The organism is Rhodococcus sp. WS3, assembly GCF_003797085.1.
Lineage (GTDB): Bacteria > Actinomycetota > Actinomycetes > Mycobacteriales > Mycobacteriaceae > Rhodococcus_F > Rhodococcus_F globerula.
On sequence record NZ_RKMA01000001.1, the window covers coordinates 1,587,672 to 1,610,206 of the forward strand.

6 protein-coding genes are annotated in these 22,535 nt (G+C 62.1%); 2 read left to right on the forward strand and 4 right to left on the reverse strand.

Going from position 1 to position 22,535, the window contains the following annotated elements; genetic code table 11:
- Positions 1-120 precede the first annotated feature (120 nt).
- Positions 121-1,440: a UDP-glucose dehydrogenase family protein gene (locus EEB13_RS07280; RefSeq protein ID WP_141484923.1), complete on the reverse strand. Its 1,320-nt coding sequence runs from the start codon at positions 1,438-1,440 to the stop codon at positions 121-123.
- Positions 1,441-1,555: 115 nt separating this feature from the next.
- Between EEB13_RS07280 and EEB13_RS07285 the strand changes: the two genes are divergently transcribed.
- Positions 1,556-2,080, forward strand: coding sequence for a low molecular weight phosphatase family protein (locus tag EEB13_RS07285; protein ID WP_141484924.1), 525 nt, complete (start codon positions 1,556-1,558; stop codon positions 2,078-2,080).
- A 93-nt stretch (positions 2,081-2,173) separates the two neighbouring features.
- On the opposite strand, the gene EEB13_RS31415 is transcribed toward EEB13_RS07285, so the two are convergent.
- The 3 genes from EEB13_RS31415 to EEB13_RS07295 form a co-directional block, all read right to left on the reverse strand.
- Complete coding sequence (locus EEB13_RS31415) at positions 2,174-2,323, reverse strand: hypothetical protein (protein ID WP_187328505.1); 150 nt, start codon at positions 2,321-2,323, stop codon at positions 2,174-2,176.
- A 113-nt stretch (positions 2,324-2,436) separates the two neighbouring features.
- Positions 2,437-4,056 (reverse strand): polysaccharide biosynthesis tyrosine autokinase, encoded by a 1,620-nt coding sequence (locus EEB13_RS07290; RefSeq protein ID WP_261984459.1) that lies wholly within the window; start codon positions 4,054-4,056, stop codon positions 2,437-2,439.
- 129 nt (positions 4,057-4,185) lie between these two features.
- Positions 4,186-20,175 (reverse strand): non-ribosomal peptide synthetase, encoded by a 15,990-nt coding sequence (locus EEB13_RS07295; RefSeq protein WP_261984460.1) that lies wholly within the window; start codon positions 20,173-20,175, stop codon positions 4,186-4,188.
- Between the two features lie 173 nt (positions 20,176-20,348).
- Here EEB13_RS07295 and EEB13_RS07300 point away from each other — a divergent pair, with 173 nt between their 5' ends.
- A complete protein-coding gene (locus EEB13_RS07300; protein ID WP_141484925.1) occupies positions 20,349-22,199 on the forward strand; it encodes a DUF4012 domain-containing protein in 1,851 nt (616 codons plus the stop codon).
- Positions 22,200-22,535 lie beyond the last annotated feature (336 nt).

Sequence of the window (22,535 nt, forward strand, 5' to 3'; positions counted from 1 at the left end):
ATCCATGAGCAGACCCGTCACCTTCCGGCGGGAAGTCTACCCATTCGATTGCATCGTGGAGATGTGCAGAGTCGAACCGACCGTACGGCTGGCAACTTATCAGTTATTCACCCTTAGCTCTCACCGCCCTACCCCGCGATAAATCCAGCCGGCCGATCGCCAGAGTGACGGGTCGAGGCAGTTGCGTCCGTCGACGATCACCCGCCCGTGCACAACCGAATCCAGCTGCGACGGTTGGAGTTCGGCAAACTCAGACCATTCGGTGGCAACCAGCACGACATCTGCGCGCTTGCACGCCTCTGACGTCGACGTTGCATAGTTGAGCGTGGGAAAAATGCTGCGCGAATTCTCAATCGCCTTGGGGTCGTACACCGTCACGTTCGCGCCGTGCAGTTGCATCATGCCCGCAACATTCAGTGCGGGCGAATCGCGCACATCGTCCGATTCAGGCTTAAAGGCCGCCCCTAGGACAGCCACGTTCATTCCCAGCAAACTGCCGCCGCAGGCTTGCGTCACCATCTCGAGGACCTTGGTTCGGCGTCGCATGTTGATGCTGTCCACCTCACGGAGGAACGACAAGGCTTGATCAACGCCCAGCTCTCCGGCCCGCGCCGCGAACGACCGAATGTCCTTCGGCAGGCAACCGCCGCCGAATCCCAGACCGGCATTCAGGAAGCTCCGCCCGATCCGCGCGTCGTGACCAAGGGCGTCAGCTAACACGGTGACGTCGGCTCCGGTTGCCTCGCAGATTTCCGCGATCGCGTTGATGAACGAAATTTTTGTGGCCAGAAAGGCGTTTGCCGAACCTTTGACGAGCTCCGACGTCGCAAGGTCGGTAACCAGAAACGGGATGCGCGCGTCGAGCATCGAGGCATAGACGTCCCGAAGAGCAGATTCGGCGGTGCCGGGGCGATCCCGATCGACGCCGACAACCAGCCGGTCCGGACGCAACGTATCTGCGACGGCTTTTCCTTCGCGCAGGAATTCGGGATTCCACGCCACCTCGACGCCGTCGCCTGCCGGGGCGGCGGCCCGAACCCGCGCGCCTAGCCGTGCGGCTGTCCCCACGGGAACTGTCGACTTCCCGACAATGACGGCCGGACGCTCCAATAGCGGTGCCAGCGTGTCGATCACGGCATCGACGTAAGAAATGTCCGCGGCCTTCTCGCCGCGCTTCTGCGGAGTGCCCACGCAAAGAAAATGGAGATCCGCGAACTCCGAGGCCTCCGCGTACGACGTCGTGAAGCCCAGCCGCCCGGACTCGAGATTCCGCGTCAACAGCTGTGCCAGTTCAGGTTCGAAGAACGGAACATGACCGGCGCACAGCATCTCGACCTTCGCGGCGTCGATGTCGACGCCCAGAACCTCATGTCCCAGTTCCGCCATACACACGGCATGGGTCAGCCCCAGGTACCCGGTCCCGAACACGGTCAGTCTCATGAGTAGTTCATATATCCCAACGACGGACGCGGCGGGAACACCGCGTAGTCGATGTGCAAACATTTCGCGACATCATGGTGCCGCATTGTGGCGCTGCCCCTTTATGATTGACCTCATGCACATCCTCTTTGTCTGCACCGGAAATATCTGCCGATCGCCAACAGGGGAACGCCTTGCTCGAGCATTTGCGGAGGAAGCGGGAATCACGGATCTCACGGCGTCGAGTGCCGGCACGCGCGCCCTTGTCGGTCATGCGGTGGAACCGACAGCGGCGCTGGTACTGGAAGGCCTGGGAGGCGATCCTTCCAATTTTCGCGCTCGACGGCTTACCACTGCGATCGCGTCCGAGGCCGATTTGATTCTGGCTATGACGGAGCGTCATCGCGACAAGATTCTGGCGTTGGCGCCATCGCAGTTCAAGCGAACTTTCACATTGCGTGAGGCCGCTCGGTTAGCGGAAGAATCGGCGGCAACAACAGTTGCCGAACTGGCCGGCGCTCGCCCGCGCTATCAGGTTCAGGAAAGTGAAGACGTTGCCGATCCTATTGGCGCGGATGAGGAAACTTTCCACGCTGTGGGGTTGGAGATCGCCACTCTTCTGGGGCCTTTGCTACGGCGCATTGCGATTCCCGCTCAATAGGACTTCGCTTGCCGATCCCCTTCGGCAATCATTGCCCTCAAACAGAAAACAGCCCCTGTCCAGCTCAGTTGGACAGGGGCTGTTTGTTAGCTACTACGCACTCACGTTCAAGATCGACCCGATGCCCTTGCCGATGAATGCCAGAATGGCATCAACAGACGGGACACCGATTTCTGCGCTGAAAGAATACAGGGAACCGAGCATGAGATCCTCCGGATAATTAAGTGAATGGCGGATTGCCATCGCCGTGATACTAACCGTTTTTAGCACATTCCGGGCATTTGGTCGGAGAAAATGTGATCATTTCCGGACCAAAGTCCCGTATATGTACTCAGGCTGATTCCGCGGTAACAGAATCAATCGAGATAGCGATGTCCGTTTTCACTCGTCCGGAGCTGGAATTCCTGAGTTGGCGCATCATCGAACGGCATCGAGGAGTGTGAGGTTTCCTCGGGAGCCTTCACGGGTGCCTTGACGGGAGCGGCATTGGATTCTGTGGAGTCCGTCGCGGGCACCGGCGCATTCTTCGGTGCGGTGGCCTTGGCAGGAGTCGCAGAACTTGCTGAGGCCCCCGGTAACGGTGCAGCCTCAGCGAGCGCAGGCACCGTCTTGTCGGTTTCGTAGTAGTACTTGTACTCGTATCCACCGCCCCGCTTGTTGGCGGGCGTCATCGTGATGACGGTGCCCAAGATGCGTGCGCCGACGCTCTGAAGATTGCCGACGGCCCGGGCAAGCTGATCTCGCTTGGTGCTGGCGTGGCGCGCAATTACCAAGGCGCCGTCTGACATTGCGGTCAGAACTGCCGCATCCGTGACCGGAAGCAGCGGCGGCGCGTCGATGATGACGTACTCGAATCGATCACGAAGTTCGGCAAGAACCTGTCGGGAGTGATCGGTGCCGAGCAATTCGCTGGGGTTCGGCGGAATAGGTCCTGAGGCAAGGACAACCAGATCGCCGTGCGTTGTCGGCTGCAGTACGTCGTCGAGTTGCGCTTGACCGGCCAGGACCGAGCTGAGGCCGACGGTGCCGATCATGCCGAGGTACTTCGAGACTCGCGGCTTGCGCAGGTCGCCTTCCACGAGGCAGACCGACTTTCCGGCCTCGGCGAGAACCAGAGCGATGTTGACGGCCGTCGTCGTCTTACCTTCTGCGGAAAGCGAACTCGTGACAACGATGACGCGTGGCGGGTTGTCCACTTCGAGGAACTGAAGGTTGGTACGCAGCTCGCGGTAGGCCTCGGCGCTGGCAGAGTTGCCTTCGTTGAATTCGATGGTGTGCTTGGTCTGCATTTCCTTGTCGAAGGGAATGGTTCCGACCAACGCGGAGCCTGCTACCTCTTCGACAGCCCGACGATCCTTGACTGTGTTGTCGAGACGGTCACGCAAGACGGCAAGCGCGATACCCAGAAGCAGGCCAACTGCTGCGCCGAGTGCGATGTTGCGCTTGGTGTTCGGCGATACGGGCGTGGTGGGTGTTCCCGCTTCCTGCTCGACGACCACGCGGGCTGCCGGGGTTCCACCCGTCTCCGGGGTCTCCAATTCCTTTGCCATCAAGACAAACTCGTCCGACAGTGCGTTGGCGATATCGCGTGCACGTTCGGGCGACGGGTCCTTCACGCCCACGTCGATCAGAACCGTGTCGGGTGCGGACGTCGCCACAACGCTTGCCGCGAGTTGGGCCGGCGTCATTCCGTTGACTGCATCGCTACCGAGCCGATCGATAGTGCGCTGCGCGAGAGTTTGCCCGGTCAGCAGCTTGGTGTACGACGTAACCCGCTGCTGTGACAGCAGGTTTCCCTGGTATGCCTCGTTGACGGAGCTTCCCAGCGTGGTGGACACGAACAGCCTGGTAGAGGCCTGGTAGATCGGGGTCGAGATCAGCGAGGCGCCCAACGCGCCGAGAATCGCGACAACGGTGACAACAGCGATGATCTTCCAGCGCGCCTGCAATACCTTCAGGTAGTCCTGTACTTCCATCTTCAATCCCTTTCGGCTCACGCACTGAGCTGCGCGTTGGAGCGATGATCACAAGCGTCACGTCAGAACCCGCGACATTTGCCGCATACCTGACATTCAATTGAACAGCAAATCCTTAGACACTGCTTGCTACGTCACATCAGAATCCTCTCGATACCGCACCAGGTCAAAGATCTGAGAGAGAACTGATGGCGCCATCATCTCGGCATGCGTGGCATCGACCGAGTGTTCGCGAATGATCGCGACCCGATCCGACCATCGCTCGACCAGGTCGCGATGACGATGGAGATCTCTCTGCGCAACAACAAAATCCACAACTCCGCGGTAGCTCCTCGGTTCGTGGTCACTCGCCATTCTGGCAAGTTTCTCCACCCTTTCGGAAGCAGCTTCCAGGAGTTCAGCGGTCACAAAATCCAGGTGAGCTCTGGTGCGGATCTCGTCGGCCGCCTGCGCAAAGGTCAGATCGACGCGCGGCGCTTCCAGCTCGGTCAGACCCAGTTCGGCAAATAGCTCGCCAGCGGTGGGAGCTGCTTGAATGGCCGGTATCCTCTCCGGCGGCAACGTATCGAGCATGACAACCGATCCGACGCTCGCACCGGACTCCTTGAGCGCCACCGCCATCTCCTGCGCAACGGTTCCACCGAGCGACCAGCCGAGCAGGTGGTACGCGCCCTCGGGTTGAACGATCCGCACCGCGTCCACGTACCGTTCGGCAAGCGCGTTGAGGGTCCCGGGCAGCTCGCCCGCACCCGTTGCCTGCACTCCGTAGACCCGACGGCCACCCAGGTGCTGCGCCACACCGGCGTAGCACCACGCCAATCCGCTCACGGGGTGAACACAGAAGAGCGGCGGACGCTGATCGAGTGGATCTCCCCCGAGCAGGACAATGGTGTCCATCGGATCGGTCTTTCCGCCGGCCTCGATACGTTCGGCAAGTTCGGCCACCGTCGGATCGGTGAAGATCCATTGAACCTGCACATCACGATCGAGCCGCGTGCGTAGCGTCGACGCTACGTCAACCGCGCCCATGGAGGTGCCGCCGAGATCGAAGAAATTGTCGAACCTGCCAACCGTGTGCGCGGATGTGTTGTGCGCAAACGCTTGTGCGATGCACTCTTCCAGTTCCGTTTCGGGTGGCTCGATCACACCGACGCTGCCACGATCCGGCGCCGGCAATGCCACCTTGTCGACCTTGCCGGACGGTAGCACCGGAACCGCGTCGATCACCGTGACGGTTGCGGGAACAAGGTGACTCGGCAGGGTTGCCGACGCAAACTTGCGCAGACTGCTCGGATCCGCCGACGCATCCTCGAGCGTGACGTACGACGCCAGTTCCCCGTCCACCACAACGGTTACCGCAAACGTGACAGCGGGATGCTGACGCAATCCGGCATCGACCTCGGCGGGTTCGACGCGGATGCCGCGGATCTTCACCTGGTCGTCGTTGCGGCTCACGAATTCGAGGGCACCGTCGTTTCGCCGTCGTCGAACGAGGTCTCCGGTGCGGTACATCCGGGCACCGGGACGGTTCGGGTCGGCAACAAACCGAAGAGCTGTCCGCTCGGGCGCGTGGATGTATCCGCGGGCAAGGTTGTGACCGGCGATGTAGAGCTCGCCGGTGACGCCGTCGGGAACGGGATGCAGCCTGGAGTCGAGGACAAGCGTCGACGCTCCATGTACGGGGTCGCCGATTGCTGTGTCTCCGCCGGATATCTGCGCCGACGTTGCCGCCGCGATGGTGGTCTCACTAGGGCCGTATCCGTTGAAGATCCGATGCCGGCGGGACCACTGCGCCGCCAGGTCCACGCTCAACATCTCTCCCGCCGATTCCACTGTCAGCGACGGGATCTCGTTCGGGTCGAGTGTCGAGAGAACCGTGGGTGTTGCGATGAGATGGGTGATCGCGTGCGAGACGATGAATTCCGTCAGTTCGGCTCCCGCGAAGACATATTCCGGTGCCAGTACCAGCGTTCCGAGCGCGGCCGGCGCAATCATGAATTCGAGGACCGAGGCGTCGAAGGTAGGTGACGCCAGCTGCAGGATGCGCATGGCGGTGCCCGTCTCGAACATCTCGAGATGGGTGGCACACACATTTGCCAGGCCGCGATGAGATACCGCAACGCCTTTAGGGGTACCGGTCGATCCCGAGGTGTAGATGACGTAAGCGAGGTTGTCCGGGTGAGCTGCCCGCGCGCCGGTCAGCGGCGTTGTCGTAGTGCAATCGGATATCGGAAGCCACGTCAGTACAGCCGGCAGCGAGCGTGCGCCTGCCACGAACAGCCCCAGTATTGCTCCACTGTCGGCAACCATCGCTTCGAGTCGCTCACGGGGCTGGTCCGGGTCCACGGAAACCCAGGCGGCGCCGGCTCGCGTCACGGCCCAGAGTGCAACTACCCACAGATGTCCGCGCCCGGTTGCAACGGCAACCACGTCGTCGGGCCCGATTCCCCGATCCACCAGTTCCTGAGCCCAGTATGTTGATTGGTCGAACAGCTCTTGGTAAGTCCATGCCGTGCCGTCTGCCTCGAGCGCGATGGCTTCGGGGGCTTCAGCGAGCACATTGCCGATGAGTGCGGCCAGGGTGAGCGGCGCGATATCACCGCGACTGCGCTGCGGCTGGTTCGCTCGGTCACCGAGTACATCGATGTCACCCACAACACTCTGCGGATGCGCCACCACTTCGCCCAGAATCCGCACGAACCTCGCGGCAAACAGTTCTGCTGTCGACTGCTCGAACAGGTCGGTGGCATACAGCAATCGCAGGCGCACACCGACGCCGGTATCGGTCAGATCCCAGGTCAGATCGTAATCGGCGGCAACGGGGGCTTCCCCGGTCAGCCGGAGCGGTTCGATCCCGGGCACACTCGGAAGTTCGTATGCACGTTGATATGCAAGCATCACGGTGAAGAGCGGGTGTTCGTTTGCCGTGCGCGGCGGCGCGATTCGGGCAACCACGTCGTCGAAGGACACGTCGGCGTTGTCCATGGCCCCGAGGTCGACGCGTCGTACCTGGTCGAGGATGTCCGAGAATCGATCGCTTGGACGGATATTCGTCCGCAGCGCGACGGTACTCACCATCATTCCGACCATCGACTGCAGGTCCGGGTCGTTTCGTAGGCTGACCGCTGTGCCGACAACCACGTCGTCGGTTGCGCTTTCACGCGCGAGCAGCACCGCGATCGCACTGTGCAGGAGCATGAAGACAGTCACTCCCTGCGAGTGGGCCAGAGCTGTCAGCCCCGCGTACAGGTCACCGTCAACCGCGGCGGACACGACGGAACCTTGTTGCGTCGGAGCAGCGGGGCGCGGGCGGTCTGTCGGCAGCGGCAAAACGCCGTCGACGCCGCGGAGAACTGTTGTCCAGTAGTCCAGTTGGCGGTGAGCGAGTGAGGTCGGATCGTTCTTGTCACCGAGCACGCCGCGCATCCAGATGCTGTAGTCCTGGTAGTCGACGGGCAGCGGGCGCCAATCCGGTTGATGCCCCGCACCTCTCGCAGACAGTGCGGCGGCAAAATCCGTGAGCACGATGCCCGTCGAACCGCCGTCGAGCGCAATGTGGTGCACCACAACAACCAAGGCCCGGGCGCCGGCGCCGTCAACGGTCAACTGCACGCGCATCGGCGGTTGGTGTTCCAACTGGAATGGCGCGGACGCAAAGTGCGCTGCGCCCTCGTACAGATCGCCGACAAGCACGGGAACAAGATCGACTGCCGCGACATCTACGACTACTTGGTGTGGCCCGACGGAATCAGCGGGAAAGACAGTGCGCAAAATACTGTGCCGGCCAACCACATCCGATATGGCTTCCGCCAGAGCGTCTACCTCGATGTCCGGTCCGATGGCGACCGCAAATACCAAGTTGTATGCCGACGACGCCGGACCGAGCTGCGAGCTCAACCACATACGCTGCTGCGCGGGAGCCAACGGCACCCGGCTTTCGGCGGCGCGACTGGTGAGCGGTGGCCGGACCACAACGTCTTCGGCCGCATCGATCCAGCAAGCCAACGCACGCGGCGACGGATTCTCGAAAACCGCACCAACGGATACGTCGCGCCCGAACACCGAAGCCAGTCGACCCGCGACCACCGTGGCAGACAGTGAATCTCCACCGGATTCGAAGAAGTTGTGGCTCACACCCACAGTGCTGCCCGCGTGGTGCGACATCACTGCCGTCACCAATTCTTCTGTAGCAGTGAGCGGCCAGGCGTGAGGTGTGGATTCGCCGAGGTGCGCGTGCAGTGCGCTCACATCCACCTTGCCGTTGCGGGTGAGAGGCAACGCATCGAGCATGACGATACGTCCCGGCACGAGGTACCCGGGTAGCTGCGCCGCCATTTCATGTCGGAGCGCGTCTTCGCTGGTTTCCTCGCCAACGACAAATGCGGTGATCACATCGCCAATCAGGAGCACGGACACAGCACTCACTCCGGGGAGCAACCGCGCCGCAGCCTCGATCTCGGCCAGCTCGATTCGCACACCGCGCACCTTGACCTGGCGGTCCGACCGACCGACGAATCCCAATGCGCCGCTTGCTGTTCGGTGTACCAGGTCCCCGGTGCGGTAACGTCGCCGCCCGCCCGCTGCCGCCACAAAGGATGTAGCCGTTGCGGCGGGATCGCCGAGATAACCCATCGCGAGACCGGGACCATTGACGTACAACTCCCCCACCCCGCCAAACGGGACGGGGCGCAGAGCGCCGTCGAGCACTTCGGCTCCGGTACCGGTGATCGGTTCACCAATTCCGGTGTCCGAGTCGATATCCGCAAGAGTTGCCACGACGCTGGCTTCCGTGGGGCCATATGCATTGAGCATCCGTGCGCCGGCACTCCAGGCGTGTGCGGTCGCGGGCGAGAGCACGTCGCCGCCCACGGCAACCACGTCGAGCAGTGGCAGTGCGGCCGGGTCCATCGTGTCGAGCACACCCGGGGTGGACAGTAGGTGCGTGATGCGGTGTTCTGCCACGAACTTTTCGAGGTCTCGGCCACCGTAGACGTCGGGCGGCGCCACAACCAATGCTGCTCCGCTGCCGAAGGCAAGCAACATCTCGAGCAGAGCGGCATCGAAGCTCGGGTTGTAGCCCTGCAGGACAACCGAATCCGGTGTGACGCGGTATCGCGCCACAGCTTCGTCCGTGAGCGGGCCAAGCCCGCGGTGGGTTACCGCAACTGCTTTGGGGTTACCGGTCGACCCGGAGGTATGGATGACATACGCCACGGCGTCCGGATTCTGCGTGCCGGGAACAGGGCTGACCGAGTGCAACACCGACCGCAACCGACGCAGACGGGCGTCAGGGAAATCAGGGTCGATCGGCGCAAAAGCAGCGCCGGTCTTGGTTATCGCCCACAGACGGATGACGTAGTCGATCGATCGCACCGCGCTGATCTCGATCACCGCGCCCGGTCCGGCACCGGCAGCCACCAGCTCACGTGCCAATTCGTTCGACGCGTCGTCGAGTTCTCGATACGTGAGCATCTCTGTGCCGTCGCGCAGTGCAACGTGGTCGGGAAACGCCGCTGCGGTACGGGTGAAGATCTCACTCAGAGTCCGGGACGAATCAACGGGTGTTGCCACCCAACCGGGTGCGGAGATCGTTGATGCTTCCGACGCCACCACCGAGGGGTTGGCCAGCGCGCGATGCACAACGTCGACAAACAGGTCGGCCACCGATTGCGCAGTCGCGGCGTCGAAGAACTCTCGCGCGTACACAACCAGCCCGTCCGTGTGGCCGTCCGGCCGCTCGGTCAGTGATACCTGCATCTCGAACTTGGCTGCACCGGTATCGATCTCGGTAGCACTGACGGCCAGGCCGGCGATGTCGACGTCAGGAATGGTGAAGTTCTGCAGTGCCAACGCAACTTGCGGCATCCGGCCACCGAGCATCGAGGTCAGAGCTTCCACGGGCACATCGCTGTGCTCGAAGGCCGCAAGATCTCGGTCACGAACCTGTTCCACGAGCTGCAGCATCGTCGTGTCGCGGAGAATCTGTGCCCGCAGCGGGACAGTATCGACAAACATTCCGACCAGATTGTCGAGAGCCGGTGATCGGCGGCCGTCCACCGCGGTTGCGATCACCACGTCCGAGCTGCCGCTCAACCTCGAGAGAACTGCTGCCAGTGCGGCGTGAAAGACCATGAATGGTGTTGCCTGGGCCCGGCCGGCCAAGTCCGCGATCGCCGACGTGGTGTGGGCGTCCAGGGAGAACTCCACACGATCTGCTGTCCACGACGTCGACACGATGCCGCGATCCGGCGTCAGCGGCGCCACCGAGGTGACATCCGCGAGTTCCGTCTGCCAGTGAGATACCGATTCGGTTTCCGAAGTCTGTTCCCACACTGCATAATCCGCGTACTGAACCGGCAGCGGCTGCCACTGCGGAGCCGAACCTACGCGCCGGGACGAATAGGCAGCAAGCACGTCGTGAACGATCGGCACCAGAGAGCCACCGTCTGCGGCAATGTGGTGCACATTCACCGCGAGCACATGATGCTCGGGCGCGAGCGCGAACAGTGCGGCGCGAATGGGGAGCTGAATGCTCACGTCAAACCCTTGGGACGCAAAGGCATACAGATCGGCATCCAGTGAGTCTTCGGTGGCAGAACGAGATTCAAGTATCAGGTTCGCATCGGCCAAAATCTGCTGTACCGGTGGCCGCTGCGGGTAGACGGTTCGCAGGATCTCGTGCCGGTTCAGCACGTCACCGAGGGCGAGTTGCAAAGCCGCACCGTCGAGCTCACCGCGTAGGTCAACGGCAACCGGCAGGTTGTACGCGCTGCTGGTGGCGTCGAGGGTGTTGAGCACCCACATACGTTGCTGATTGCGTGAGAGCGGAATTTCTACCGGACGCGGACCGGCAACAATGTCCGCTACACCGCGATCGCAATCCGGCTCTTGTTCCAGCGCCGCAGCAAGCTCCGCGACGGTCGGGTGTGCAAACAGCAGTCTCAGCGAGATGTTCCGTGCCAGGGTGTTTCCTACCTGCGACGTCACCCGGGTAGCGAGTAGCGAGTTTCCGCCATGATCGAAGAAGTGTGTGCCACGGCCGATGTGATCGGTTCCGAGCACGCTGGCGAATACGTCGGCCACAGCACGCTCGGTGGCGGTGCGCGGGGGCTCGAAGGGCAAGGCGGAAACGCGGGGTGTCGGCAATGCGCGCACGTCGAGTTTGCCGTTCACCACGGGCGGATCGCCGTCGAACACCACAACGGCGCCGGGGACCATGTACGACGGGAGCGCATCGGCAAGCCTGCGGCGCAGGTCGTCACCGTCAAGCTCCGCACCACGTTTCGGGCGTACGTACGTCACCAGCATCGGAGTATCGGCGGTGCTGGTGCGCAGAACCGTTGCGCAGAAGTCGACTTCCGCGATCGCCGCGATGGCCGCTTCGATCTCGGCCGGCTCGATCCGCACGCCGTTGACTTTCAACTGCGCGTCGTTGCGGCCGAGGTAATGCAACCGGTGGCCGCTACCGGTGTTCTTCCACATCACCAGATCGCCGGTGCGGTACATCCTGGCGCCGCCTGCGGTGGCAACAAAGCGTTCGGCCGTCCATTCGGGGTGACCGGCATATCCACGGGCAAGCGCAGCACCCGCAAGGTAGAGCTCACCCGCGACGCCCGGTGGAACCGGCTCGAGGAAGTTGTCGAGAACAAAGGCGTCGACGCCGGCTACGGGATACCCGATCGGGATGTCGCGGCCATTTGCGATAAGCGGTTCTGTCGCAACGGTGTACATGGTTGCCTCGGCCGGACCGTAGCCGTTCACTACGCGCCGTCCCGGTGACCACCGTTCGACAATGTCGGCGGTCAGGCGCTCACCACCGAGCATCACCATCTCGAGGTGCGGCAGATCGTTGTCCTCGACCGTTGCCATCACCGTCGGTGTGATGCACAGGTGCGTGATCTGTTCGCGTCGAAGCAGGTCGGTGAGCGCGGGACCGGCAAACTCGGCATCCGACGCGAGCACCAGCGTTGCGCTGCTCGAGCCGGCGATCAACACCTCCAGGAGCGTCATGTCGAATCCCGGTGCGCCGCGGTGAAGTACGCGCGAACCAGTGCTCGCGCGGTAACGCGCTGCCAGATCGGCGTCGAGCGCTCCCAGTCCCTCTTGCGTGACCACCACGGCTTTGGGCGCTCCCGAGGTACCCGAGGTGAACACGACGTAGGCGGCGCCGCCGCTCGGGATCGTCTCTGTCGCTGCGGCACCAAGATCTGGGGAAAGCACCGCGCTGAGCGCATCAAGGGTGCGCGACGCCGGTTGAGCGGGGTCGATCAAGGCGGGCGCCGCACCGGTCTTGGCGATGGCCCACAACCGGACGATGGAATCGACAGTGCGATCCGCCGTCCACGGGATCACACGTTCGGGACCCGCACCGTCCGCGCGCAAGTCTGCCGCGGCAACGTCGGAGCGGCGATCGAGTTCGCGATAGGTCAGGGTGTCGCCGTTGCCGGTTACTGCCAGCGCGTCCGGTGCGGTGTGCACGCCACGGGTGAGCATCGACGCCAATGTGGTTGTCGCGCTGGTGTCGACCCCGCTGGCCGGAACCAACGCGGCGCGCTCGCCCGAGTCCAGAAGATCGATCCGCCCGAGAATCACCGACGGATCAGCGGTTACCCGCTCGAGCAAGCGCACGTACCGTTCCGCGAACCGGCTGACCGTGGCTGCGTCGAATAGATCTGCGTTGTAGGCAAATTCCAGACGCATCGGATGATCGTCGGCGGCGTCAGTCACATTCAGCTGGAGATCGAAGTTTGCGTGTTCGAACTCTGCGACCATCGGGGTGAGAGTCAGGCCCGGCAGTTCCCAGCTGGTCGGCCGCGGCGCCTGGAAGGACAGCGCGATCTGGAACAGCGGATGGTGCGACGGCGACCTGGCCGGATTCAGCTGTTCGACCAGTGTCTCGAAAGGCATGTCCGCGTGGGTGTATGCGGCCAGGTCCTGCTGGTGAACGTGGCCCAACAGCTCCGCGAAGGACGCGGTTCGATCGATCGTGGTTCGCAGAACCAAGGTGCCCGCGAACATTCCCACCAGATCGTCCAGCTTGGGATCGGAGCGGCCGGCCACCACTGTCCCGATCGGCACGTCGGCGCTGGCACTGTACCGCGAGACGAGCGCGGCCAGCGCGGCATGCATCACCATGAACGTGGTGGCGTTGTGTGATCGCGCCAGAGTGTCGAGCGGCCCGCGCAAGGAATCACCGAGCTCGACCTGATGGGATCGGCCCAGGCCCGACGGCGTCAGCGGCCGTGGATGATCCAGCGGCAACGTCACCTGATCTGGCAAACCGGCCAGGTTCTCCAGCCAGTATTCGGCGACATGATCGGGGACTCCCGAATCGCGCTGCCACACACTGTAATCGGTGTACCGAATCGGCAACGGCTGCCAGGACGGCGCGACGCTTTTCGCGTGGGCGGTGTATGCGGTGACGGTGTCTCGAATCAAGGCGTCCATCGACCACGCGTCCGCAGCAATGTGGTGGATCACCAGTGCCAGAACATGAGAGCCCTCGTCGAGGCGGAACAGTTCGCCGCGAACCGGTGGATCAACCGTGACATCGAAGCTTGATCCCACCAGCGCGGCAACCCGGTCCATGACCGATTCAGAGCCGACTGTCACGGGTTCGAGTGCGGGAGTGACCAGTTCGGCCTCGAGCACCACCTGACGCACACCATCGACTCCCACTGGGTAGATCGTCCGGAGCGTCTCGTGCCGCTCTACTACGTCAACCGCGGCTTTGCGCAGCGTCTCGGCGTCGACGTTTCCGTCGAGTCGCAGAATCACGGGAATGTTGTATCCGGCTGCGGTGGTGTCGAACTGGTTGAGAATCCACATGCGGTGCTGAGCCGGCGAGAGGATCAATTCTGCATCACTGCCGGCAGGTTCGAGAGCGATGCGTCGACGGCCACTGCCGATCCTGGCGCTGATGCCTGCGGCCAATTCGCTGACGGTGGGGCGCTCGAATACTTCACGCACATCGATGTCGGTGTCGAAGACCGCGCTCAACCGGGTAGACAGACGGGTCGCGATAAGAGAGTTTCCGCCCTGGTCGAAAAAACTCCGTGTGATGTCCACGGTTTCGAGGTGCAGGAGTTCGGCGAATACTGATGCGACGGTTTCTTCCATCGGGTCGCGCGGTGGCCGCCCGTGGGTGGGGCGCGAGGCAGGCTCAGGCAATCCTGCTCGGTCGAGTTTGCCGTGCGCAGTGATCGGCAGTGCGGGCAGCGGCACAATCAGCGTGGGCACCAGATGAGCGGGCAACTGGTTGCGCAGATCCGATACAACGGCGTCCGCATCGTCGATGTCCGGCGCGATGTAGGCGACCAGCGCCGGTCCGGTGGGCAGCTCACGCAGAACTACTGCGGCCGCGCTGATTTCGGGTCGACGCAGCAGCGCCGCTTCGATCTCGCCCGGCTCGATGCGATAGCCGCGCAGCTCTACCTGACTGTCGGCACGACCGCTGTACCGCAGCGCGCCCCGGTACATCCGAATCCTGTCGCCGCTGCGGTACATCACCGATCCGCCAACTCCAGGTTCGGGAACAAACCTGGTGGCACTCAGTGCGGGTTTACCGAAGTAACCGGCAGAAACCTGTGGGCCGGCAACATACAGTTCGCCGACGGTACCTTCCGGCACCGGCCGCAACGAGCTGTCCAATACATACGTACGGAGTCCAGGAAGCGCCGTGCCGATGACCGAATCGTCGTCACCGGCGCCCGAAAGATCGAATGCTGTGACGTGCACCGTGGTTTCGGTGATGCCGAACATGTTCACGGCGCGAATCTCGCGATGGCTGTCGAGCCAGCCGCGAACCGAGCCCACATCCAGTGCTTCTCCCCCGAAGATCAACAGCCGTAAGGGCAGTTCGGTGGACTGCGTTATCGAGGCAAGCGCCTGGAACGCCGACGGAGTCTGATTGAGAACAGTGACACCTTCGTCTACCAGCAACTGCGCGAACTGCGGAGCGGACCGGGCGACATAGGCGTCGACGGGAACCAACCGTCCACCGGTTGTCAACGCTCCCCACATCTCCCAGACCGAGAAGTCGAATGCGCCGGAGTGGAACATCGTCCACACGTCGCCTGCGCCGACATCGAGAATCTTTTCAGTTGCCGCCAGCAACGCGATGACGTTGGCATGTGACACCACAACACCTTTGGGGGTGCCGGTTGAGCCGGAGGTGTAGATCAGATACGCGTCTTGCGCAGGCACCACAGCACGGCGTCGGGCCAGGTCGGGATCACCCACTGCCGCAACGTCGATCAGTTTGCGGCCGAAGTTCATCAGGCGCGGCATCGCAGATTCGGCGCAGAGCACGTGTGTTGGTGCGGCGTCGCCGAGCAGATACTCGACTCGCGCGTCGGGATAGTCGAGGTCGAGGGGAACGTATACGGCGCCAGACCGAACTACGGCCAGCACCGCAACCACAAACTCCGGCGAGCGCGGCAGCCCAACGGCCACCCGGTCACCCACTTCAACGCCACGCTCGATCAAAGCGCCGGCCAGCACTGCGGACCGGTATTCGAGTTCAGAGTACGCGAGACGATCTTCGCCGACGCCTACTGCAACGTCATCACCGTGTGTAATCACCTGTGCCAGAAACAGTTCTGCCAAGGAGTGTGCCGAGTGGGCAGGCTCCGATACAACCGGCGTCAGCGCATCATGTTCGCCGCTGCTCAGGATGTCGACAGCACGAAGCGTGATATCCGGCGTGGCCGTGACGGCTTCGCAGACTAGCAGCAGCCGGTCCATCCATCCGGTCACGGTCTCCGCGTCGAAGATATCGGCAGCGTAGGTGAGTGACCCGGCGATTCCTCCGGGCGAGCCGTCGGGAAGGCGTTCTTCACGGACGGCCATTTCGATGTCGAACCGAGCGTGATCGGGGGTGCGTCCCACGCCGTGTGCCGTCGCCGAGCCGAGTGCCATATCGGCCTCGGTACCAAACGCGTCGAGCGCTAGCACCACACGGAACAACGGATTCCGGTTCAGTCCACGGTTGGGTGCAACCCGATCGACCACCCAATCGAACGGCACGTCCGCGTGTGACATTGCGGCGAGATCGACATCGCGAACCTGTTCGAGGAATGCAGCAAAGGTGTCCCCCGGCTTGGTCGCCGTGCGCAGTGCCACCGTGCCGGCAAACATGCCAACTGTGGAATCGAACGCCGGGTGTGCGCGTCCGGACGTGGGAGTCCCGATCGCAAAATCCTCTGCGCCGGTGATCTTGTGGAGCAAGACGGCGAGCACTGCGTGCAGCGCCATGAACGTGGTGGCGTTGTGCTCGCGGGCAATCGCCGTCAGCTGTCCGTGCAGATCTGCCGGAATGTCGAATGCGATAGTGGCAGCGGGCGGCTCCGTGCCGATCGCCCTACGTCTGTCGGTGGGTAGATCCACGTGCGTCGGCAGCGACCCAAGCGTGTTCTCCCAGAACGCAAGTTGGCCATGAGCAAGACTTCCCGGCTGATCGGGATCACCGAGCGCTGCTCGTTGCCACACCGAATAGTCGCGATAATCCAGCGCCTGCGCCGGCCAGTTCGGCTGTGCGCCGCGAACGCGATCGTCATACGCCCGGACCAGGTCACCTACCACCGCACCGAACGAGAGTCCGTCCACAGCAATGTGATGAGCAACGACGGTCAAGCGGTGGTCGTGTTCGCCGAACGACGCCAAGACCAAGCGCAGTGGCAGTTCGGCGGCGACGTCGAATCCGCGCCTGGCTGCATCTGCGGCCGCGGCGGCGTACTCGTCCGCGCCCACCTGCAGCAGGCTTGTCGCGGATTCCGACAGGACCTGCACTGCTGTGCCTGCAGTTCCGATGGGATACGTCGTCCGCAAGACGCGATGCCGATGTTGGACGTCGGCAAACGCCTGCTCGAGCGCGCCGATGTCGAGCCCTCCGCCGAGTGTCACCTCGAAAGAGACGTTGTAGGCGGAAGATTCCGGGGCGAGGCGTGAGAGCAGCCAGATACGTTGTTGCGCCAGTGACGGTTCCACCACGATATCGGCGGGGACCACAACAGGCACCGGCAACGCCGAACCTGCGGCCGATCGGCGAAGGTGCTGCGCGAGTCCCGTCGGTGTCGAGGCCTCGAACACGTCGCGGACACCTACGCGAATGCGAAGGGCCTCGGACAGCCTGTTCGCGACATACACCGCGGCAAGCGAGTTACCACCGGAGGCAAAGAAATCGGCATCCGTACCCAGCGATGCAACGCCGAGCACATCTGCCATCACGGCGGCAACAAGAGCTTCGTGGTGATCGACCGGTTGCAGCGCGACGTCCGCTTCGCGATGCGGCGTGGGTAGCGCGTCTCGGTCGATCTTGCCGTTTATTGTGGTCGGCCAGCCAGACACCACGGTCACCGAGGACGGCATCATCGCAGCGGGCAGGACATTCGCCAGATGCTCGGTGACAAACGACGTCTCAGTGACAATCGACGTGTCGGTGGACTCAGGCCCCTCATCGGCCGTGAGTACAACATACGCAGCGATTTCGCCGTCGCGGGCGACAGCCAGCGCTGATGCCACGCCCGAGACGGACGTCAGTGCCGCTTCCACCTCACCGAGTTCAACCCGGACACCACGAATCTTAACCTGATGGTCTGCGCGCCCGACAAATTCGAGCTGGCGCTCTGCCGACCATCGGACGAGGTCGCCGGTTCGATACATGCGACTCGACGGGTCTCCGTACGGCGCCGCAACAAACTTCTCAGCAGTGAGGCCCGCGCGGCGCACGTATCCGCGTGCCAGCCCGGGGCCCATCACATACAGTTCGCCGGTTGCTCCAATTGCGCTCGGCTGCAGACGTGCATCCAGCACAACGGCGGAGACGCCGTCGATGGGCCGGCCGATCGGTGCTCGCTGCGCCGGGTCCAGCGGTTCACTCATGAACGCGGTCACACTCGCTTCGGTGGGACCGTACGAGTTGACGACGCCGACGTACGGCGACCACCGCTCGATCAGATCCGGCGATGGCGACTCGCCGCCGACGTTGAGCATGCGCAGATCCGGCAAGCCGCTCGGATCCATCGACGACGCCACCGCCGGCGTGGACAGGAAGTGCGTCACGCGTTCTGCGCGTAGGTAGTCGGCCAGATCAGCACCGCCGATCAAGCCGGGCGGCACCACTACTGCGGTTGCGCCGGTTCCGTGTGCAAGAAGGAGTTCCAGTACCGCAACGTCGAAAGCGGGTGAAACAAAGTGAGCGACCCGGGCCGACGCGTCGACAACAAGATTCCTGGAGTGGGCGCGCAGCAGCGAAGTCGCGGCGCGGTGTGTAACCGCAACACCTTTCGGCTGCCCGGTGGAGCCTGATGTGTAGACGATGTAGGCAACATCATCGATCGCCGCAGCGCGCAGTACAGGTGTTTCGTGTTGATCGGCATCGTCGTAGTGGTCGGTGTTGATGTCCACGTGCGTGATTCCCGTAGGCGCCGACCACGATCGCGGCGCAACTACGACGCTCACGCCCGCGTCCGCCAACATGAATTCGATACGTTCGGCCGGGTAGTCCGGATCGACAAACATGAACGCGGCGCCTGATCGGATGACCGCGCGGAAGGCGATTACCGACCCCGCCGAACGCGCTGCGATGATCGCCACCACATCGCCGGCGCCAACCCTGCGATCAATCAGCTTGTTACACAAGAAGGCTGATCGGGAGCGGAGCTCGCCATAGGTGATCGTAGCGCCGTCCGCGCGGACTGCCGGTGTTCCGGCGCCGCCGGATCCTTCGGACAGAACTGCGTCGAGTGTCTGCGGCGCGATTGCCGGTAACCCCCTGCTGGGCAACAGCATCGCGTAATCATCGGCGGTCAGTACACCAAGCCCGCCCACTGGAAGATCCGCCGGCGCATCGACAAGTTCGGTCAGAACCTGCACAAACTGCTGGTGGTGAAGCTCGAGGTCTTGCTCGCTGTAGACACCTGGGTTGGCCTCGAATCCCAACCGAATATCAGCGCCCGCAACCGCTGGGTAGATGCTGAAGAACAGATCGTCGATAGGGCCGGACGTGAGTACGTGAAATTCTCCGACAACATCGCCGAGGCGAATAGTGTTGTGGAACATCATGATATTCACGGCGGGCCCAGCCGAATCACGGGTCCCACCGCGGCTGCCGGGGCCGGCCATATCTTCGTAACGGAATCGTTGATGGCGCAGGGCGCCGGTCAACTGCGTGGACAGCTGACTCACGAGTTGGGCCGCTGTCAATTCCGGATCAACCGACACGCGCATCGGCACGATGTTGGCGAGCATTCCGCCGGAGCGTCGCATCGCGGCCGTCGTCCGTCCTGAAATGGGAAGGCTCAGAGTAACTTCGGTAACTCCGGCCATGCGGGCCAGGTACACGGCGTAGGCACCGGCGATAATCGGAACCTCGCTGGTTTCCCACAGTTTCGCAACTGTGGTGATCCGCGCGGCGAGATCTGCGTCCATGGTGCGGGTGAGCATGCGCTGCGGCATCGACGGCGCTGCGCGGCGCTCGGTCAACCGCACGGGTTCTGGCATACCGTCAACCAGCTGAGCCCAATATTGCCGGTCTGTTTCGAATCGGGAAGACGAACGATACGACGTATCCAACTGGTACAGCTCATGCAATCCGAGCGCACGTAAGGGCGGCACCTCAGTGTTTTCCACCAAATGTGTGTAATGCTCCGCAACTCGATTCATAAGCGCCATTGCGCCATGTCCGTCGAGTACCAAGTGGTGGGCGTGCGAATACCAGAAGTAATGATTTTCTGAGACGTGCAACAAAGTGGCGGCAATTAGACGATCGACCGACATATCAATCGGGCGTGAATATCTCAGCGTCATCCACTGATGTGCTGCTTCGAACGGATTCTTACTGCCGCGTAGGTCAACATAGCCAAGCGAATCGGGAATTGAAAGGTCAACAACCTGGCGTGGTGCCGCATCCGTCTCGACCAGCCGTACCAGCGCAGATTCGATCTCGCGGCACCCACGGTCCGTTGCTTCGATCAAAGCGGACACGTCGATAAGTCCCCGAAGTTCCACGTACTGGGCAACAACAAAAGGGGTTGAAGGATTGACTTGCTGCGCCAGCCACAGCGCCTGTTGGGCACGAGACAGCGGGAAAGAGTTCAAACCCGATACCTCCACCTTCATCAGCCCCGAATTATGTATTGGAAACGCCGGCTGATCAGGTCCATCTAATTACGCGCACAACAAGAACGGCCAGGCTGAAGTTTACGGTGCGACGCCCCCTCCCACCACTTCAGGGTCAATTCTGGCACACCGCGGTAACCTCTGACGACCCCGAAAGTCAGGAGTAATTCGCAATGTCCAGCACCACATCGGGACCAAGGTCCGATGACGAATCCGAAGCAATAGATTCAACATCCACATCTACTACTCGGATTCGACGCCGCAGTCGCGTCAAGACGTCCAACCGTCGACGCAACATCGTTGCCGGTTCCAGTGCATTTGTGCTGGTTGTCGTCGCTTTTGGCGCATGGATGGGCTACTCCGCCATCACAACAAAGAGCAATCTCGAAGCGGCACGCGATCACGCGCAGTCCACCAAGACGGCACTCCTCGCTGGCGACACGGAGGCCGCCGAGCAGTCTGCAGCCGATGCCGACAAATATGCGAGTTTGGCATATTCGGAGACGCAATCCCTCCCCTGGAGCATCGCGTCAGCAATCCCAGTCGTCGGCAGCCCGTTCGAGACCACCAAACAAATGACAGATGTGGTCCATGGATTGACCAACGACGTCCTCTTGCCCGCGGTCGATGCTGGAACCGCGCTTGCTCCTGGTGAATTGATTCAGTCAGGGGGCCAGATTGCGCTCGAACCATTGCGGCAAGCCACACCCGTTCTCGAACAGACAGCAGCCTCCGCGGCCGAGTTGTCGACCCGAGCGGCGGCCGTCCCGGAAGCCAACTTCATAGGCGCAGTTAACGATGCGCGCACCTCGTTAGTGGATCAAACTACTGAGCTGACTAACCTTCTGGAGAACACGGCGCTCGCGGCACGGCTCGCACCGACGATGCTCGGAGCCGACGGACCACGCAATTACTTCATCGGATTCCAGACAAACGCCGAGGCACGCGGTACAGGCGGACTGCTGGGCGGCTACGGAATTGTCCGAGTCGACGACGGGGCCGCGCGAGTCGAGACGTTGGCGCGCAACTCCGAGCTGAGCATGGACAACAGTCCAATAGACCTAGGTCCTGACTTTGCCGCTCTCTACGGAATGAGCCGTCCCACCACCGATTTCCGCAACAGCAACCTCAGTTCACACTTCCCCTACGCTGCACAAATTTGGCAGTCATTGTGGAAGCAGGAGTCAAACGGCGAGGTAGTCGACGGAGCTATCGCGATAGATCCAATTGCGTTGAGCTACATACTGAAAGTTGTGGGGTCGGTCACAATGCCCGACGGCGAAAAGGTTACAGCCGACAACGTTGTGGAACTCACCGAGTCAACGGCCTACGTCCGTTTCGCGGATGACAACAACGCGCGCAAGCAGTACCTGCAGACTATTGCCGCACTTGTGGTGGACAAGATGACCGGCAATATCAGCTCTGCAAGCGCACTTCTCGACGCTTTGGGTCGCGGTGTCTCCGAAGGCCGTATCGCCGTGTGGAGTTCACATCCAGACGAGCAGGAACTGCTTGCAACAACACCTTTGGGTCATACCGTGCCCACGGATGAGGCGCCATTTGCGGCTGTGGTGATCAACAACCAGGCCGGCAATAAGCTCGACTACTACCTGACACGGTCGATCAACTACTCGGCTGACCGTTGCGAGGGCGATACCCGAAGCTCAAAGGTTACGGTCAGTCTCACCAATAACGCTCCGGCAGGGGATCTTCCAGACTATGTGGACGGTATGGTGGCAAATCCCAAGAAACTTCCTCAGGGAACCAACATGGCTGCTGTTTCTCTGCTCGCAACTCAGGGCGCGAAGCTGGAAAGTGTTGCGGCAGGCGGAAAGATCGCCTTTTCCGCTACAGGACAGGAACTTGGTCACCCAGTTTTCATGACCTTGGCCGAGATTCCCAAGGGCCAAACTGTGGATGTTGTCTTCAATCTCACCGAGCCAACCACAGCAGGTGAAGCGCGAGTGCCTGTACAGCCGCTAGTCGACGAACCGACGGTCAATATCGCGGTCCCCACATGCTAGTGAGGTCGTCACGTTCAACGACGGCGACATACTTCAGGTGTTCCGCCAATGGCACGAAGTATGATCCCATCAGATGCCAGTGAACCCAAGCGCTTGCGGTAGCCGGTTCGAGATTCACGAGATTTCATATGCCCGCTGAATTATCGATCTAAGGAGCGCTAACAGATCGAGCGACGCCGTCAGTTAATCGAGGAAGATGGCAACGCAGTTCCAAGATTACAGAAGCGTTCGGCCATTGGGTGGCATCAACGCAGGTAGATCGTATATGCGATATCCCGTCGCGCCTTTGAGTGACTGGATATCGCATATGACGATCATCGCTACACGCAAGAAAAT

Excerpts from the sequence above, each read along its gene's own strand:
- EEB13_RS07280 (WP_141484923.1), bottom strand. The coding sequence starts at position 1,440 with ATGAGACTGACCGTGTTCGGGACCGGGTACCTGGGGCTGACCCATGCC.
- EEB13_RS07285 (WP_141484924.1), top strand. The coding sequence starts at position 1,556 with ATGCACATCCTCTTTGTCTGCACCGGAAATATCTGCCGATCGCCAACA.
- EEB13_RS31415 (WP_187328505.1), bottom strand. The coding sequence starts at position 2,323 with ATGGCAATCCGCCATTCACTTAATTATCCGGAGGATCTCATGCTCGGT.
- EEB13_RS07290 (WP_261984459.1), bottom strand. The coding sequence starts at position 4,056 with ATGGAAGTACAGGACTACCTGAAGGTATTGCAGGCGCGCTGGAAGATC.
- EEB13_RS07295 (WP_261984460.1), bottom strand. The coding sequence starts at position 20,175 with ATGAAGGTGGAGGTATCGGGTTTGAACTCTTTCCCGCTGTCTCGTGCC.
- EEB13_RS07300 (WP_141484925.1), top strand. The coding sequence starts at position 20,349 with ATGTCCAGCACCACATCGGGACCAAGGTCCGATGACGAATCCGAAGCA.